We start from the raw sequence: 17,102 nt of genomic DNA on the forward strand, positions 1-17,102 counted from the left end.
CCCGCAGGCCCCTGACCTCACCAAACGCAACAAAAGCGCTGGTCACACGCCCCTACCCTGGGCCCGGCGAACCGTCGACACCCGTCGGCACCCGGACTCGGCACCGCACCCGCGTGGTAGGGGCACGAACACCCGTGGTCATCGCCGGTGACGGATCGGAACATCCGGCTCCCTCCAGCCATGAAGGCCAACCGGAAATGTGTGATGTGCGTCTCAATAAGGACATGCCGCCCGTTTCCCCCGCCCCACTGGAGCATGCATGCAACCCGTACCCCCGCGTCCCCGCACGCGCACGGCGTCCGGTGCCGCGGCACTGACCCTCCTCCTTCTCACGGCCTGCGCCTCGGGCGACGGGGCACCGGGGCAGTCCGGGGGCGCGGTCGCCCCCACCGAGGAGGACACGGCCTCCCCCTCGCCCGGCGCGGAGCCCGGGGCCTCGGAGCCCTTCACCATCGCCTTCGGCGGTGACGTGATGTTCGAGGGCATGCTCGAACCGGCCCTGGCCGCCCCCCAGAGCGCGCTCGCACCGATCGCGGGGCAGCTCTCGGCCGCCGACCTGGCCATGGTCAACCTGGAGACCGCGGTCACCCAGGGCGGCACCCCGGCCCCCGACAAGACGTACGCGTTCCGCGCGCCCGCCACCGCCCTGGAGGCCCTGGACGCAGCGGGGGTGGACGTGGCGACCATCGCCAACAACCACGGCATGGACTACGGCGTGGACGGGTTGACCGACACCCTGGCCAACGGCGGGGCCTCACCCGTGTCGCTGGTCGGCGCCGGGCACGACGCCGAGGAGGCGTACACGCCCCACGTCGCCGAGGTCAACGGTCAGAGCGTCGCCCTGTTCGGCGCCACCGACGTCCTGGACGACCACCTCATGGCGGAGTGGACGGCGGGAGAGGGCAAGCCCGGCCTGGCCACCACCAAGGGCGAGATGAGGCAGCGGTTGCTCACCGCCGTCTCGGAGGCCGCCGCCGAGCACGACAACGTCGCGGTCTTCCTGCACTGGGGCCTGGAGGGCTCGCACTGCCCGCTCCCGCACGCCCCCGCCCTGGCCCGGGAACTGGTCGACGCGGGCGCGTCCGCCGTCGTCGGCGGCCACGCGCACGTGCTGTCCCCGGGCGGGTTCCTGGGCGACTCCTACGTGCACTACGGTCTGGGCAACTTCGTCTTCTACAACTTCGAGGGCCCCACCGCGGAGACGGGCGTGCTCACCCTCACCTTCGACCAGGGCAGCGTGACCCGGTCGGACTGGGCCCCGGCGCGGATCCAGGGCGGCGTCCCCGTCCCCTACGAGGGCGAGGCCGCCGCGCAGGCCGCGCGGACCTGGGTGGACATGCGCGCACAGTGCGGGCTGCCGCTCGTCGACTCGCCCGCCTAGCGCAGCGCCGCGACCTTCGCCGGGTCGACGCCGTGGCGCGCGGCGACCTCGCCGATCTCGGCCAGCAGCGCGTGGCGGCGGGCCGCGCCCAGGTAGGAGGCGTGCACGCCGTTCGCGGCGAGTCCGACCAGGTCGGCGGCGTCCAGGCCCAGCGCGTGCGCGGCGCGGTACTCGCTGTTCAGGTCGGTGCCGAACATGGTCGGGTCGTCGGTGTTGAGGGTGACCAGCAGACCGGCCTCCAGCATGCGGGGCAGCGGGTGGTCGCCCAGCTCCGCCACGGCGCGGGTGCACACGTTGGAGGTGGGGCTGACGTCCACCGGGATGCGCCCCTCCGCCAGGCGGCCGACCAGCGCCTCGTCGCGCATGGAGTCGATGCCGTGGCCGATGCGCTCGGCGCCGAGCGCGTCCAGGGCCTCGCGCACCCGCTCGGGGCCGCCGTGCTCACCGGCGTGCGGCAGGCTGGCCAGCCCGGCGGCGCGGGCCCTGCCGAACACCCCGGCGTACTGCTCCAGCGGGGTCTCCACGCCTCCGACGCCGAAGCCGACGACGCTGGGCGGCGCGTCGCGCAGGACCGCCTCCACGGTGGCCTCGGCGCTCTCCAGCCCGAAGTCGGCGGGGAAGTCGGGGATCCACCGCAGCTGGATGCCGTGTCGGCTCTCGGCCGCGCGGCGGGCCTCCTCGATGCCGTCGAAGACCACGCGGGCGGGCACTCCGCGCATCAGGTGGGTGTAGAGGCTGACGTGCATCTCGGCGTAGCGCACGTTCTGCGCGGCCAGGCGTTCGGCGACCGCGGAGGCCAGGAGGGCGAAGTCCTGCTCCTCGCGCAGGGTCGTGACCGAGGCCAGGTAGACCTCGACGAAGTGCGGGAAGTCGGTGAAGACGTACCAGTCCCGGAGTGCCTCCAGGGTGTCGGGTACGTCGGTGACGCCGTGTCGGCGGGCGAGGTCGAACAGGGTGTCGGCGGGCATCGAACCTTCGAGGTGGACGTGCAGTTCCACCTTGGGCAGGTCGCGGACGAGCGCATCGACGTCGGTAGGCGTGGAGTGGGTGTGCATGGCGTCAAGTTACGCGTACCGGGAGGCCGCCCCCAAGCCCTCGCCGGCCAAGTTCACAGCCGTCCGTCAGAAGCGGGCCCGGATAAGGTGAGGGGGTGGTCCCCCAGCCCCCGCCGAGGTTTCCGCGTCCCCCGTCGGGCCCCGCCGTGTTCCGTGCGCGCAACATGATCCGCGCGCAGAACAGGCCGCGCCTCTTCGCCTACCTGATCTTCGGGATCGCCTTCCTCGTCCTGTGGCTGGTCTGCCTGGTTCCGACCGCCCACCTCACGGACACCCCCGCGCGGTTCCTGGCCTACTCCGGCGCCGGACTGGTCCTGGTCGTCGGGGCGACAGCGCTCTGCGGTGAACTGGCCGCCTGGGAGACGCGCGTGCTCGTCCGCGGCGACCCCCTCCCCGCCGACGCCGACCCGGTACGCGTGGCGGTGGCCGAACGACTGCTGGCGTGGGGAGTGCTGGGGTCCGCCCCCGAGGCCGACCGGCTGGCCCGGATCCTGGCCGACCAGGAGGCGCGCAAGCTCGACGTGCGCTTTCCGCGGGCCTGGCGCGCCTTCCTGGCGGTGGCCGCGCTGGGCGTGGCGGTCATGACCGCCCGCACCCTGGTGGTGGAGGGCCTCACCCCGGTGACCTTTCCCGAGGTCACGATCCACTCCCTCGTCGCCGCCCTCTGCCTCTGGGCCGCCTGGCGGCATCCGGCCGACGCGGCCAGGAGACGGCGCCGGGCCGAGGCGTTGAGCCAGGCCTACGACCGCTACGCCGCCGGGGCACGGCACCCGTAGGAACCGCCGGACCCGCGCACCGTGCACCCCGGAACTCCGCGTACGACGCGCCACCCGCTCGGGAAGGCGCTCCGCGGCACACCCCATAGGCGCGGCACCTGCCGGGCGCGTCCGCCGACGCGCCCGGCGGGCGGTCAGGCGGAGGGCGCGGCGCCGTTCACGCGGCGCGGCACGCCCAGCGGGTTGTCGTCGCGCAGCTCCCGGGGCAGCAGCGACTGCGGGACCGACTGGTAGGTGACCGGGCGCAGGAAGCGCCGGACCGCGGTGGTGCCCACCGACGTGTGCAGCGGCGCGGTGGTGGCCGGGTAGGGGCCGCCGTGGGTCATGGCGTAGGTGACCGCCACCCCGGTCGGCCAGCTGTTCCAGAGCACCCGTCCGGCCAGGGACGCGCCCAGCGCCAGCAGCGCGGGCGCGATCTCGTCGTCCTCCTCCCCGTGCACGGTCACGGTGAGCTGGCCGCCGAACACCCCTGCCGCCTCCAGCAGCCGCCGCTCGTCGGGGTAGGTGACCACGAGCGTGACCGGGCCGAAGCACTCCTCCAGGAGGGTCTCGGCGTTCTCCAGCAGGGAGTCCAGGTCGGTGCGCAGCAGGGACGGGGTCCAGTCGTCGCCGGTGCGCACGCCCTGGACCAGCACCTCGGTGGCCGGGTGGGCGCTCAGGGCGTCCAGCCCGCGCACGAAGCCCTCGGAGACCCGCTCGTTGAGCAGCGGGGCGGCGGCACGCGCGCCGAAGTCGGCGACGAGGGCGTCGAGCTTGGTCTCCTCCGGCACGAACAGCACGCCGGGCTTGGTGCAGAACTGGCCCGATCCCATGGTGGCCGAGTCCGCGTACCCGCCCAGGATCTCGTCGCCGCGCGCGGCGGCGGCCCCGCGGGTGACGAACACCGGGTTCACGCTGCCGAGCTCCCCGTAGAAGGGGATCGGGTCGGGACGCGAGGCCGCCAGGTCGAACAGGGCCCGTCCACCGGGGATGGACCCGGTGAAGCCCACGGCCCGGGTGAGCGGGTGGGTGACCGCGCGTTTGCCCGTCTCCACCCCCTCCACCAAAGCGAAGCTGCCCTCGGGCGCCCCCGCGCCGTCGAGCGCCGCGACCACCGTCTCGGCGGTGCGCCGGGCGAGCCGCAGGTGCCCCGGGTGGGCCTTGACGACCACGGGGCACCCGGCGGCCAGGGCGGAGGCGCTGTCGCCCCCGGCCGTGGCGAACGCGAACGGGAAGTTGCTCGCCCCGAACACCACCACCGGCCCGAGCGGGACCAGCAGGCGGCGCACGTCCGGGCGCGGGGTCCCCCAGTCGGGGTCGGCCGGGTCCACGGCGGCCTCCAGGTAGGAGCCCTCCTCCAGGACATCGGCGAACAGGCGCAGCTGGAAGGTGGTGCGTCCCAGCTCCCCCCGGCAGCGCGCCTCCGGGTAGTGCGCCTCCTCCATCGCGATCGGCACGAGCTCGTCGGCGGCGCCGTCCAGGGCGTCGGCGACGGCCCGCAGCAGTCCGGCGCGCTCGCCCGGTGTGAGGGCGGCCAGGAGCGGCGCCGCCGCGGCGGCCCGTTCCATGACGGCGTCGAGTTCCTCCGGCGTGGTGTCCGGGGCGGTGGTCATGGCTCTCAGCCTCCAGGAGGGTGTGTACGCTGCGTCGGCCCTGATACAACCATGCCAGAGCCGATCAGGAAAGCGCTATCCATACAGGTTGCGTCCTCCGCGCGCACAGCGGCCGGAAGACCCCGTCCGGGGTACCCGCCGCTCCGGGCCGCTGACCGCGTCCTCGGAGGGGCGGCGGAACGAAACTGGAATTTCCCCGGAACCAGGTGATTCCGGAAAGGCATCATAGGGACTGTGACGACAAACTCCCGAAGCTCAACACCCCCGCGGTCACGACGGTCCCCAGGCAGCACGGGGAGCGACCACGCGTCACGCGAGGACCGTGGACGAGCCAGCGTCGCCCACGACGAACTCGCCTTCGCGCAGGCGCCGCTGCGGAGGCTGCCCGCCCAGCAGCGCAGCATGCTCAGGGTCCAGCGCATGCTCGACTGCTGCGCCGAACTCCTCGACGAGGTCGGCTACGACAACCTCTCCACGACCAGGATCGCCGAGCGCGCCGGGGTCGCCATCGGTTCCGTCTACCAGTTCTTCCCGGACAAGAAGGCCATCACCCAGGCCCTCGGCCTGCGCTTCCTCGACCAGTTCGGCGCGCGCGTCACCGAGCGCCTCGCCGACGCCTCCTTCAGCCACTGGACCCTGGCCGTGGACGCGGTGGTCGACGAGTACATCGACATGCACCGCCACGTACCCGGCTTCCGCAGCCTGCACTTCGGTGACATCGTCGACACACGCCTCCTCAACGGAGGCGCCGACAACAACCGCGTCATCTCCATCCGCCTGCGCAGGATCATCGTCTCTGTCACAGGCATCCCCGACAATGACGAACTGGACCGGGCCATCAACGTCGCCGTCGAGGCCGCGGACGCCGTGCTCAAGCTCGCCTTCCGCGACGACCCCGAGGGCGACCCGGCCCTCGTCCGCGAGGCCAAGCACCTGGTCAGCAGTTACCTGTCCCACTTCTCCCAACGCAACGGAGGCGACCATCCGTGGTAGCCGACGCCGGCACCCTCTCCCGGCCCGTCACCGGAACGGCCGCCGGAGTGCCCTTCCTGGCCCTGCCGCCCGCCAGCGGTGACGTCCCGGCCCCGCTCGTGCTGGGCCTGCACGCCTTCGAGCCGCCCCGGGCCGAGGCCGCCCTGGCCGGAACCGTGCCCATGGCCCCGCTCCCGGCCTGGCGGGTCTACCTGGGCCTGCCCCTGTTCGGGGCCCGGCTTCCCGAGGGCGGCATCGCCGAGATCAACCGGCGCGGTGAGCGCGACTACCTCGTCGAGCTGTTCGGGCCGGTGGTCGAGGAGGCCGCCGCCGAGCTCCACCGCGTCACCGCCGAACTGCGCGCCGCCTTCCCCGTCACCGACGTCCCCGTCGGGCTGGTCGGCGTGGGCGCCGGAGCCGCGGCCGTGCTGCTCACCCTGGCCGAGGGGCGGCTGCCCGTGGGCGCCGCCGCCGTCGTCAACCCGGTCGTGGACCCCGCCCTGGTCATCGCCGCGCGGGAGCGGCGCACGGGCACCGCCTACGAGTGGACCGAGCAGGCCCGCAGCACCCGCGGCTGGCTGGACTTCGGCGACCGCGCCGAGGAGGTCTCCCGCGACCGCGTCCCCCTGCTCGTCGTCAGCGGGGGCCGGGACGAGGTCGTGCCCCCCGAGCACGGCCGGTCGCTGCGCGACGCCGTGGCGGCCCACGCACCCGAGCATGCGCTCCGTCACATCGTGGTCCCCGACCTGGCCCACGCCATCGGTCCGGAGCCGGGCCTGCGACCCGGCCCGCTCACCCCGGCCGGAGTCCTCACCGACCGGGCGCTGACCGAGTGGTTCCACCAGCACCTCAGCTCTTCCTCCCAGGTCCGGACGGCCGGATAGGTGCTCCGGCGGGCCCTGCCGGGTGCTCCGTCCGCACCCCGGCCCGGCATGAAACCCGCCGTTCACCGGGTGCACCCTCGCGCCTCCTCCCGCGTCCCCTTGACGGACGCCACCGCGACAGCTGGTGCGCGTTCCATGGGATCATCCAGGGGCGGCCGCACCGAGCGGCCCACCTGACCGTTTCGACTCATCCTTCAGGAGGGCGAACCACGTGACGGAACCGGCACCGGTCTTTGCCAGCGGGGTCGACAACGAGCGGTTGAACGCGCAACTCCGCTTCCTTCTGGAAGTCGACAAACTCAAGCGCATCCTGCGGCAGTCCCTCCTGGTGGACGGCTCCCGGCGGGAGAACTCGGCCGAGCACTCCTGGCACCTGGCCCTGTCAGCCCGCACCTTCGCCGAGTACGCGCCGGAGGGCACCGACATCGACCGCGTCGTCGAGATGCTGGTCCTCCACGACATCGTCGAGATCGACGCCGGGGACACCTTCCTCTTCGACACCGTCAACTCCCGGACCCAGGCGGAGCGCGAGCGCGCCGCGGCCGACCGCATCTTCCCCCTCCTGCCCGAGGACCAGGCCGAGCGGGCCCGCGAGCTGTGGGAGGAGTTCGAGGCGCGCGCCACCGCCGAGGCGCGGTTCGCCCGCGCGGTCGACCGGCTCTCGCCCATGCTCGCCAACTGGCACAACGAGGGCGGCACGTGGGTGCGCTTCGGTATCACCCGGGCGCAGGTGATGGAGAAGGTCAAGCTGATCCAGGAGGGGTCGGAGGCGCTGGGCGCCTACGCGACCGCCCTGGTGGACGACGCCGACCGCCGCGGGTACTTCCGGACCTGAGCGGCGGGGCCCGGCGCCGAACCGCCTCCCGGAAAACCCCGGCGGGCACCGCGGGGCCCGTGCGGGGCCCTGCGTCTCTGGGTCAGACCCGGCCCATGAGGATCTGGACCGCTGCGGACAGGCCCACGAGCACCAGGCACACCCGCAGGGCGGCCGGGCTGAGCCTGCGCCCGAACCTTCCGCCCAGGTACCCGCCGATGATCGTCCCGCAGGCGATGAGGCCGACCACCGGCCAGGCCGGCTCGGCCAGGATGATGTAGAACACCGACGCCGTGGTGTTGACGATGGTGGCGAGCATGTTCTTCAGGGCGTTGAGCCGCTGGAGCTCCTCGTCCAGGGCGGTGCCGAGGATGCCCATGAGGATGATCCCCTGGGCCGCGGCGAAGTAGCCCCCGTAGGCACCGGTCGCGTAGGCGCCCAACGGCAGCAGCGGACCGCCGTCCCTGTGGGCGGGCCTGCGCGAGCGGACCCACCGGGTGATCCGCGGCTGGAGAACGATCAGCACGCAGGCGAAGCCGATCATGAACGGCACCACGGCCTCGAACACGCCCGGGGGCAGGTAGATCAGCAGCAGGGCGCCGGTCACCGCGCCGAGGAAGGACATGCTGCCCAGCCGGAGGACGCGGGTGCGCTGGCCCGCCAGCTCCCGGCGGTAGGCGATGGTGCCGCTGAGCGTCCCGGGGGCCAGGCCGATGCTGTTGGAGACGGTCGCGGTGATCGGCGGATAGCCGAGCGCCAGGAGCACGGGGAAGGTGAACAGCGTCCCCGACCCCGCGATGGCGTTGATCCCGCCGGCTGCCACACCGGCGAGAAGGATGACCGCCGCCTCCCAGAGTTCCATCCGCCCAGCTCTCCCTGTCCGCCCCCGACGGTCGAGGGCGACAACAGACTACGAGAGCGGGTCATCGGATGATCATGCCGGGATGCGCGGAGGGCCCGAGCCCGGTCCAGTACCGGGCTCAGGCCCTCTCGGCCCGGCCTTGCGTCAACCGGTCCGACATCCGGGGACCGGCCGACGGGGCGGGCCCCCTCGCTCAGGGGTCGGCGCGTCCGGGTGCCGAACGGCGGAGCCGGGTCAGGGGGCCCTGACCACGTCGTCGCGCAGCCGGTCGAACGCGGCGCCGACCCCCTTGAGGGCCTGGCCCATCTCGGCCGGGACGATCCACACCTTGTTCGCGTCGCCCCGGGCGATCTCCGGCAGCTTCTGGAGGTAGTGGTAGGCCAGCACGTCCGGATCGACCCGGCTGGTGTGCAGGGCCTTGAACACCATGTGGATGGCGTCGGCCTCACCGCGGGCCCGGGTGGTCTGGGCCTCGGCGTCGGCCTTGGAGGTGAGCGCCTGCGCCTCGGCCGCGCCCCTGGCCCGCAGCACCGCCGCCGAGCGCTCACCCTCGGCGCGCAGGACCGCGGACTGCTTCTCGCCCTCGGCGCTGAGCAGCTGGGCGCGCTTCTCCCGGTCGGCGCGCATCTGCATCTCCATCGCCTCCTGCACGGAGGACGGCGGCTCGATGCCCTTGAGCTCGATACGGCTGATCTCGATGCCCCAGTCGCTGGTGGCCTCGTCCAGCACGGCCTTCAGCTCGCGGTTGATCGCGTCGCGGGAGGTGAGCGTTCCCTCCAGGTTCATACCGCCGATGACGTTGCGCAGCGTGGCCAGCGTCAGCTGTTCGACGGCCTGGATGAAGTTGGCCACCTCGTAGGTGGCCCGGTAGGCGTCCACGACCCTGATGTAGACCGCCGAGTCGACCTCGACCGCGAGGTTGTCCTCGGTGATGGCCGACTGCGGCGGGAAGCTCACGACCTGGACGCGGCGGTCGATGCGCTCGCGCACGTGGTCCACACCGGGGACGACGATGTTGAAACCCGAGCTCAACGTCCGGTGGAACTTACCGAAACGCTCGACGACGTCCTCCATCGAGTGCGGAACGATACGCACACTCCGCCAGAAGACGAGCAGCAGAACCGCGACGAAAAGCGCCACGATGATGATCATGGTCATGGGACCGCCCCGGTTTCCGGACGGAGGACGTCATTCGGTATCGGCATCTGGGCAGCTCCGGATCTCCTGACGGGGGTGACAGGCGGGCACGGACCGCGCCCGGCGGCCCCGCCCACCCGAAGATCATAAAGCGCGCCGAAATGGAGCGATCCGCTCACCGTCCGCTGACGCTACCCCATATGCGCCGGGGCGACCACATCCGGACAGAAATGCTGTTTATGGTCAATACATTTGCTTCGTTAACGCAATCCAATAAGAGGGAACCGGTCCTCGGAGAGCCCGTGCAACCGGACGGGACACGTGCTCGGACGGCCGGGTCTCCGGACGTCCGGGGCTCCGGGCGCAACGCCCGCCCGGACGGCCTCCCTCACCCCGCGCCCCGAGCGCTCGACCGGCCCGGGCGCTCAGACGGCCCGGGCGCTCAGACGGCCCGGGCGCTCCAGCGGTCCCCGTCCCTCTCCACCTTCAGCGCGAGCCCGAAGGTCTCCGACAGGTGGTCCGCGGTCAGGACCCCGTCGATCGGGCCGGCCTGCACCACCGAGCCCCCGCGCAGCAGCAGGGCGTGCGTGGTCCCGGCGGGGATCTCCTCCACATGGTGGGACACCACCACCAGCGCGGGCGCGGCCTCGTTGCGGGCCAGGCTCCCCAGACGGCGCACCAGGTCCTCCCGGCCGCCCAGGTCCAGCCCGGCGGCGGGCTCGTCCAGGAGCAGCAGCTCGGGGTCCGACATCAGCGCGCGGGCGATGAGCACGCGCTTGCGCTCGCCCTCGGAGAGGGTGTGGAACCGGCGGTCGGCCAGGTCGCCGACGCCCCAGTGGCCCAGCAGGGCACGGGCGCGGCCGTAGTCCGGGTTCCCGTACTCCTCGCGGAAGCGACCCACGTAGCCGTAGGCGGCGCTCAGCACGATGTCGAGGACCTCGGTGCCCTCCTCGATCCGCGACGCCACCGAGGCACCCGCGTAGCCGATGAGCGGACGCAGTTCGAACACGTCCACCCGGCCCAGCCGCTCGCCGAGGATCTCCACCTCGCCCGCGGTCGGGTGCGTCTGGCTGTAGGCCACGTTGAGCAGCGTGGTCTTGCCCGCACCGTTGGGGCCGAGGACGACCCAGCGCTCGCCCTCCAGGACCGTCCAGTCCACCCCGTCCAGCAGATGGGCGTCGCCCCTCCGCACCGTGACCCCGCTCAGGCCCAGAACACGCCCGTCCATCGTCCTCCCTCACGTCACGTCCCACGCCGGTGCACGGGCCGCCCTACCCTGAAGCAATGCATCTCTCGTCCGCACCACTCGTCGCCTGGGGCAACGCCTGGCTGTCCGGGCACGTCGGCCTCGACGAGGCCGTCGACGCCGTCGAGCGGCGCGGTGGTCCCAACCTGATCGGGACAGTACCGGCTGTGGACCTGCCCTTCGACAGCGGCGTACCGCTGCGGGCCGCACTGACACGGCTTCGCGGCCTGGGGTTGTCCGCCTTCCGGCTGGCCCTGCCCACCTGGGGCGATCCCCTCGGACTGGTGGGCCCCAAGGAGCTCAACCAGGCCGCCGTCGAGGCGCGGGAGGGGGTACTGGTGCGGCTCGCCGACCGGCAGGTGGGCCTGGTGCCCTCCGCCGACCGGCGTGGTTCATCCTATGTGGGCGTTTCGTGGACACCGTATCCGGCGAACGACGCGCTGCCGCAGGTGCCCGGCCTGGCCGAGGCGGAGCAGGCGCTCAAGCTCGCCCTCATCGAGGCCGCCCGGGCGATGGAGGGCGTGGACGACGTCGCGCCGTTCGCGCCGGACGTGCACCGCCAGCTGGGCGAACTGGACGGCGGCGGTCCGTCGTCGTTGGCCCGCGGGTACCCGCCGCGGGCGCACCGGGTGGCGGAGCAGGCGGGACGGTTGGCCAGGGTGGTGGAGCTGGCCGATCCGTCGTCGGGACGGGGGCTGACCGCCCACCAGGCGACGGCCCGCTCCGAGGGGCTGCGGAGGCTGGACGCGGCTGTGCGCCGGGCCCTGGTGGCCGCGCACGGTGCGATCGACCTGTCCGACCGGGGTGTGCCGGGACGCTGAGCGGACCCGGGAGCCGTCGGACCGCCGCCGGGCCGCCGGAGCCGGGACGGTCGGCCCCCGCCCCAGCCCCTGGAGCGGGGAACCGGGCCGCCCGGGCACTCAGCCCGAGGCTCGCCCCGCTTGCCCGCCGGTGCCGCCGCTCCCGCGGCGCACCGCCGCGAGGCGGACGACGCGGACCGAGGCGACCGCCGCGCAGGCCAGGGCGAACGTGAGAAGGGCCGCCCAGAACGACGTGAACAGGTAGGGCACCTGGAACCACGCCACGTCCCTGCCCCGGTAGAGCCATCCGACCACCTCGTGCAGGACGGCCATCAGCAGCGGTGGCGCGGCGTAGGGCAGCAGGCGCGCCGCCACGTCCCACCACGGGCGGCCCCCGCACGCACGGGCCCAGTCGCCCGCGCGCCGGACGCCCCGCCAGGCCAGCGGCACGGCGGCGGCGCCCAGGGCGAGCAGGACGGCGTCCGCGACCAGCACCGCCGTGCCCGTCGGCGGTGCTGGTGCCCGTCCCGAGTCGACCAGCTCCACGAGCGCGGCGGCCAGGGCGGAGGCGCCGCTGCCCGCCGATCCGCTGTTGGCCATGACCGCCACACCGTGGCCGCTGTCGGGCAGCAGCGCCTGGTGCGCGGTGGCGGTGAGCAGGTTGCCGCTGTGCTCGACCACCGGCGCCCCCGAACCGGTCTCGTCCAGCGACCACCCCAGCGCGTAGGACCCCTCGGAGACCGGCGAGGGGGTGTGCAGGGACTCGACGCCCTCCTCGGACAGGATCCGGTCGCCGCCCGGCCCCCGCCCGCCGTTGTTGTGGGCGACGAGCCACGCGCCCATGTCCGAGGCGGTGCTGAGGACGCCGCCCGAGCCGTTGCCGAACCCCGGGGGTTCGTCCGCCGGGAACGAGCGGCCGAGCACGCTGACGTGGCCGCGCGCGCTGGGCGGCAGGTCGAGGTCGGTGTCGATGGTGGTGCTGTCGTCCATCCCCAGCGGGGAGAGGACCCTCTCGTCCAGGTAGTCGGCGAAGGACCGTCCGCTGACCACCTCCACCAGGCGGGCGGCGACCTGGAAGTTGGGGTTGTGGTACTCCCACCGCGTGCCGGGTTCTGCGGCCAGACCGGCGTCGCGCAGGTCCTCGACGGACTGGCGCAGGGTGAGCGTGTTCCGGCCCCGGCTGTAGGAGGCGAACTCGGAGTCGGACATGCCGGAGGTCTGGTCGAGCAGTTGGCGGACGGTGATCCGTACCGCGCGGGGATCGGCCATCGTGAACCCGGGCAGGTGCTCCCGCACCGGGTCGTCCAGGCCGAGCTCTCCCGCCTCGGCCAGTTGGAGGACCGCCAGCGCGGTGAAGGACTTGCTCACCGAGGCCACGGCCATGGGCGTGTGCTCGGTGACGGGTTCCCCTCCGGGGGTCGTGCCGTACCCCTCCGCGTGGACGACCTCCGTGCCGTGGGTCAGGACCACCGCCGCGCCGGGGAGGCCGGTGGCCTCCCGGTACTCCTCCACGAGGGCGTCGACGGCCGCGGGGGACGGGGTCGGGGAGGGTCCGGCGGAGGCGGGTACCGCGTGCAGGAGCAGCAGGGCGGAGGCTCCCAGGACCCAGAGGACGCGATGGCCGCGGCGTGGACCCGGGTCCAGGAGTGGGTCTGAGTCTGGGCGTGGGCGTGGGTCTGGAGGCATGCGGCCACGCTAGGGAGGGCGGCGGGGCGCCCTCCATGGTGTGGACCTCGGACCTCTCCTGGGGTCTCCGCCACGGCGGCCCTGCGGTGCGCACCACCCCGCGGTCCCGGCACGCGGGCACCGCTCCCGGTTCCGGTCAGGCGCGCAGGCGTTGGGCGGGGGCGGGGCAGGGGTTGTTCCGCGCGCCCGCGAGGGCCACCCTGGAGGTGGGGAAGGACACCCTGGGACGGGGAGCGGGATTCTCGGGGTAGGGCCAGGGACGTTACCTGATCCCGTGGCGGCGGAGAATGCCGATACTGGGTGTGTGGCAGGCCGGACCCCCGGCCCCACGGAAGGAACGAGGAGACCCGTCATCATGCAGCCCGAGCACATCCGAGCCTCCGACGCGGACCGGGACAAGGTTGCCGAGCGGCTGCGCGAGGCCCTGGCCGAGGGGCGCCTGACGCCGGTCGAGCACGAGGAGCGGCTGGACACCCTCTACAAGGCCAAGACCATGGGCGAGCTCGGCCCCATCGTGGAGGACCTGCCCGTGCCCGGCCAGGGGTACGACTACGCGTCGATGGAACGGCGTTCCGACGAGCCCAGCGGCATGGAGATCCTGGGCAGCGAGGCGCGCGACCTGGCCGGACAGAGCAAGGGCTCGGAGAACCTGGTCGCGGTGTTCGGCGGCTGCGAGCGCAAGGGCCGCTGGCTGGTCGAGCCGCGCACGAACGTGTCCGTGCTGTGCGGCGGCGTGGAACTGGACCTGCGCGAGGCGGTGCTCAGCCAGCACGAGGTGACCATCCAGGTCGCGGTGATCATGGGCGGGGTGGACATCACCGTGCCCCACGGGGTGAGGGTGATCAACAACACGTCCGCGATCCTGGGCGGCGCCGACATGCACGGAACGGACCAGGTCACCGACCCGAACGCCCCGGTCGTCCGCCTGACGGGGACCTGCATGCTGGGCGGGGTGGACATCAAGGCCAAGGGACCCAAGCGAAAGAAAAAGAGTCGGAAGGACAGGTGACGTACGTCGCGCCTCCAGCTGTCCACATAGTGAACTAGCTGGGAAAAGGGCCAGCCCTGCGCGACGCCCCTCCGGAGTGGCCGAGTACCGTGGACAACGCCATGAACGATAAATCCACGCTATTGGTGACGGTGACCGGCCACGACCGTCCGGGCATCAGTGCTCGTCTTCTGAGCACCCTCTCCGTCTTTCCGGTGACCATCGCCGATCTGGAACAGGTGGTCCTCGCGGGCCGCCTCGTGCTGGGCGCGGTCCTGGAGGTGGACGAGCGGGTGGCTCCCGGTGTGAGCCCCGCGCGGGTCTTCGAGGAGGTCCGCAGCGCGCTCGACAAGACCGCCATCGACCTCGACATGGAGGTCGGCTACGGCAAGGGCGGCGGGAAGGACAACGGCCGTGTGAAGGCGGTCGTCCACGAGCGCCTGCACGTGACCGTCCTGGCCGACCCGCTGCGTCCCGGCGCCCTGGGCGCCCTCACCTCGTGCGTCGCGCGCGCAGGCGCGAACATCGACCGGATCGAGCGGCTGTCCAGCTTCCCGGTGACCTCCGTGGAGATGGAGATCTCCGGCGGCGACGTCGACCAGCTGCGCGCCGAACTCGCCATGGAGGGGGCCACCCAGGGGGTGGACGTGGCCGTGCAGCCCAGCGGCCTGCACCGACGGGCCAAGCACCTCATCGTCATGGACGTGGACTCCACGCTGATCCAGGGCGAGGTGATCGAGCTGCTGGCCGCCCACGCCGGATGCGCGGACGAGGTCGCCCGGGTCACCGAGGAGGCCATGCGCGGCGAACTGGACTTCGAGGAGTCGTTGCGCCGCCGGGTCATGCTGCTCAAGGGCCTGGACTCCTCCGCCATCCCGAAGGTGTGCGAGGAGATCCAGTTGACGCCGGGCGCCAGGACGCTGGTGCGCACCCTGAAGCGCCTGGGTTACGAGTGCGGGATCGTCAGCGGCGGCTTCACGCAGTTCACGGACGTGCTCGTCGAGCGCCTCGGGTTGGACTACGCCGCCGCGAACACCCTGGAGATCATCGACGGCAAGCTCACCGGTGAGCTGGTGGGTCCGATCATCGACCGCAAGGGCAAGGCGACCACCCTGGAGCGGTTCGCCGCGGAGGCCGGTGTTCCCCTGGAGCAGACCGTGGCCGTGGGCGACGGCGCGAACGACCTGGACATGTTGCAGGCCGCGGGACTGGGCGTGGCGTTCAACGCCAAGCCGGTCGTGCGGCAGCAGGCCGACACCTCGGTGAACGTGCCCTACCTGGACACGATCGCGTTCATCCTCGGAATCACCCGGGAGGAGATCGAGGCCGCGGACATGCGGGGGCAGATCGAACCGGTTTCGAACTCGGTGCTGCCTGGCTGACGGCCCGGGAGCCCTGTGTCCTCCGCCCCCGGCGGGGGCGGAGGACACAGGGCTCCGGAGGACGCAGGGAACCGGTGAGAGCTGCGGACCCGCGCCCGAGGAACACGGCGGCCGCTCGGGTCCTGACGCTCCCCGCGGCCCGCGCGGCGCGTCAGGCCACCAGGCCGCGGCGGCAGGTGCGGACGACCGCTTGGACACGGTCTCCGGGGCACCGTGGACCGGTTACAGGGAGGGGGCGGCGGTCGCGTCGACCCCGTCCGCGCGCCGGCGGAGGGGCACCAGACGGCCGCGCCGGTGGGCCATCCACATGAAGACGATCGTCGCCACGGTGCAGAACAGGATCGAGTACAGGCTTCCCTCGGGCCCGAAGTCGCCGCCGGTGATCAGCATCGGACCCGACAGCGTGGTGTCCAGCAGTCCCTGCTGGCTGTCGGTGCCCGAGACCGAGGTGCTGAAGATGGCGGACCCGGCGAGGTTCCAGCCGAAGTGCAGGCCGATCGGCAGCCACAGGCTGCGGGTGGCGGCGTAGGCGGCGGTGAGCATGCCCCCGGCCTCGATCGCGATGGCGATGGCGCCCCACAAGCTGGCGTGCGGGTTGATCAGGTGGACCAGGCCGAACAGCACACCGGTCAGCACCAGCGCGATCCACGTTCCGGTGCGCTCCTCGACGATCCTGAACAGGACGCCGCGCCACATCACCTCCTCACCCACCGCGACCGCGGCCATGAAGCCGAGCAGCCCCAACGCGCCCGTCACCGAGCCCACACCGTTGGCCTGGTAGAACCCGAGGAAGGCGATGTTCGCGATGACGAGCCCGAACAGCCCGATGCCGATCAGCGTCCCCAGGCCGGTCGCCGCCACGGCGCCCTTCCGAGAGAGCTCCGTGACCTCACGGTGCTCGGTCCGGCGTACGACCCACCTGTAGGCGAGCACCGAAAGCACAGCCGTCAGAACACCGACGGCGATGGTGAGCCACGGGTTCCCCTGTACCGCGGCAAGGCCCTGACCTCCGATGAGGGCGACCACCGCGACGGCCAAGAACTGCCAAACTATTCTCACGAAAACTCCTTCGCCGGATCCGCGGACGGAGTGCCGCGGCTGCATCGAACACTACGGATTCGGCGGCTGGGAATCGTCACCGTGCAGTGGACACCTGCGCGTAGCTCTCTCGGGGGACAGAACTCGTGAGCGGTCCGGTGACGGTTCCTTCGTAAGGAGCTGACGGCTCTCATCGGGTCGTCGCGTGCGCTACGGGAATCACGCGCGAGGGTCTTGTGTGGGTTGTCCGCAGAACACACCACACCCCGACCCCCACCCATTCACTGAGAACCAGAGACCCACCCCCACCCCCCGCGTTCACAAACGCACAAACACCCGCACAAAAAAAGAGGAGACAGAGCCGCCCGACAAGACAACCCCACCCCCACCACAACAAAAAAGAGGGGAGAAGCCGCCCCGCAAGGCAACCCCTCCCCCCTCAAGAAAAACCGTGGCAGCGACCTACTCTCCCACCCCACCACAGGGCAG

15 protein-coding genes are annotated in these 17,102 nt (G+C 72.4%); 8 read left to right on the plus strand and 7 right to left on the minus strand.

The annotated features are described in order from the left end of the window. Positions 1–259 precede the first annotated feature (259 nt). A complete protein-coding gene (locus HGB44_RS24030; protein ID WP_061083405.1) occupies positions 260–1,381 on the plus strand; it encodes a CapA family protein in 1,122 nt (373 codons plus the stop codon). On the opposite strand, the gene add is transcribed toward HGB44_RS24030, so the two are convergent. After that, positions 1,378–2,436 carry an adenosine deaminase gene (gene add, locus HGB44_RS24035; protein ID WP_061083406.1) on the minus strand — a complete coding sequence of 353 codons (1,059 nt, stop codon included), beginning with the start codon at positions 2,434–2,436 and terminating at the stop codon, positions 1,378–1,380. The genes HGB44_RS24030 and add overlap by 4 nt on opposite strands. A gap of 164 nt (positions 2,437–2,600) precedes the next feature. On the opposite strand from add, the gene HGB44_RS24040 reads away from it, so the two are divergent. Continuing rightward, positions 2,601–3,212, plus strand: coding sequence for a hypothetical protein (locus tag HGB44_RS24040; RefSeq protein WP_210752082.1), 612 nt, complete (start codon positions 2,601–2,603; stop codon positions 3,210–3,212). A gap of 134 nt (positions 3,213–3,346) precedes the next feature. On the opposite strand, the gene HGB44_RS24045 is transcribed toward HGB44_RS24040, so the two are convergent. After that, positions 3,347–4,804 (minus strand): aldehyde dehydrogenase (NADP(+)), encoded by a 1,458-nt coding sequence (locus HGB44_RS24045; RefSeq protein ID WP_061083408.1) that lies wholly within the window; start codon positions 4,802–4,804, stop codon positions 3,347–3,349. A 402-nt stretch (positions 4,805–5,206) separates the two neighbouring features. On the opposite strand from HGB44_RS24045, the gene HGB44_RS24050 reads away from it, so the two are divergent. The 3 genes from HGB44_RS24050 to HGB44_RS24060 all read left to right on the plus strand — a co-directional run bounded on the left by HGB44_RS24050 (position 5,207) and on the right by HGB44_RS24060 (position 7,495). Then, on the plus strand, positions 5,207–5,797 hold the full coding sequence (locus tag HGB44_RS24050) for a TetR/AcrR family transcriptional regulator (RefSeq protein WP_061083409.1): 591 nt from the start codon (positions 5,207–5,209) through the stop codon (positions 5,795–5,797). Continuing rightward, a complete protein-coding gene (locus HGB44_RS24055; protein ID WP_061083410.1) occupies positions 5,791–6,660 on the plus strand; it encodes an alpha/beta hydrolase family protein in 870 nt (289 codons plus the stop codon). Before HGB44_RS24050 ends, HGB44_RS24055 begins: the two co-directional genes overlap by 7 nt. Positions 6,661–6,871: 211 nt before the next feature. Further along, positions 6,872–7,495, plus strand: coding sequence for an HD domain-containing protein (locus tag HGB44_RS24060; RefSeq protein ID WP_017563491.1), 624 nt, complete (start codon positions 6,872–6,874; stop codon positions 7,493–7,495). A gap of 82 nt (positions 7,496–7,577) precedes the next feature. On the opposite strand, the gene HGB44_RS24065 is transcribed toward HGB44_RS24060, so the two are convergent. From HGB44_RS24065 to HGB44_RS24075, 3 genes are all read right to left on the minus strand, one after another. After that, positions 7,578–8,336 carry a sulfite exporter TauE/SafE family protein gene (locus HGB44_RS24065; RefSeq protein WP_061083411.1) on the minus strand — a complete coding sequence of 253 codons (759 nt, stop codon included), beginning with the start codon at positions 8,334–8,336 and terminating at the stop codon, positions 7,578–7,580. A 234-nt stretch (positions 8,337–8,570) separates the two neighbouring features. Beyond that, a complete protein-coding gene (locus tag HGB44_RS24070) occupies positions 8,571–9,494 on the minus strand; it encodes an SPFH domain-containing protein (protein ID WP_017563493.1) in 924 nt (307 codons plus the stop codon). A gap of 421 nt (positions 9,495–9,915) precedes the next feature. Beyond that, a complete protein-coding gene (locus HGB44_RS24075) occupies positions 9,916–10,701 on the minus strand; it encodes an ABC transporter ATP-binding protein (RefSeq protein WP_017563494.1) in 786 nt (261 codons plus the stop codon). Positions 10,702–10,757: 56 nt separating this feature from the next. Here HGB44_RS24075 and HGB44_RS24080 point away from each other — a divergent pair, with 56 nt between their 5' ends. Then, positions 10,758–11,540: a hypothetical protein gene (locus tag HGB44_RS24080; RefSeq protein WP_061083412.1), complete on the plus strand. Its 783-nt coding sequence runs from the start codon at positions 10,758–10,760 to the stop codon at positions 11,538–11,540. Positions 11,541–11,639: 99 nt separating this feature from the next. Here the strand turns inward: HGB44_RS24080 and HGB44_RS24085 are convergent, their stop codons facing one another. After that, the gene (locus tag HGB44_RS24085; protein ID WP_082768635.1) at positions 11,640–13,205 is read right to left on the minus strand and encodes a serine hydrolase domain-containing protein; all 1,566 of its coding nucleotides are present in this window, start codon (positions 13,203–13,205) and stop codon (positions 11,640–11,642) included. Positions 13,206–13,560: 355 nt separating this feature from the next. Between HGB44_RS24085 and HGB44_RS24090 the strand changes: the two genes are divergently transcribed. Further along, positions 13,561–14,214 (plus strand): DUF1707 SHOCT-like domain-containing protein, encoded by a 654-nt coding sequence (locus HGB44_RS24090; RefSeq protein ID WP_061083413.1) that lies wholly within the window; start codon positions 13,561–13,563, stop codon positions 14,212–14,214. A 101-nt stretch (positions 14,215–14,315) separates the two neighbouring features. Next, a complete protein-coding gene (gene serB, locus HGB44_RS24095; protein ID WP_061083416.1) occupies positions 14,316–15,575 on the plus strand; it encodes a phosphoserine phosphatase SerB in 1,260 nt (419 codons plus the stop codon). A 222-nt stretch (positions 15,576–15,797) separates the two neighbouring features. On the opposite strand, the gene HGB44_RS24100 is transcribed toward serB, so the two are convergent. Further along, on the minus strand, positions 15,798–16,634 hold the full coding sequence (locus HGB44_RS24100) for a CPBP family intramembrane glutamic endopeptidase (protein WP_061083414.1): 837 nt from the start codon (positions 16,632–16,634) through the stop codon (positions 15,798–15,800). Positions 16,635–17,102 lie beyond the last annotated feature (468 nt).

Source organism: Nocardiopsis alborubida (assembly GCF_012396365.1).
GTDB classification, from domain to species: Bacteria; Actinomycetota; Actinomycetes; order Streptosporangiales; family Streptosporangiaceae; genus Nocardiopsis; species Nocardiopsis alborubida.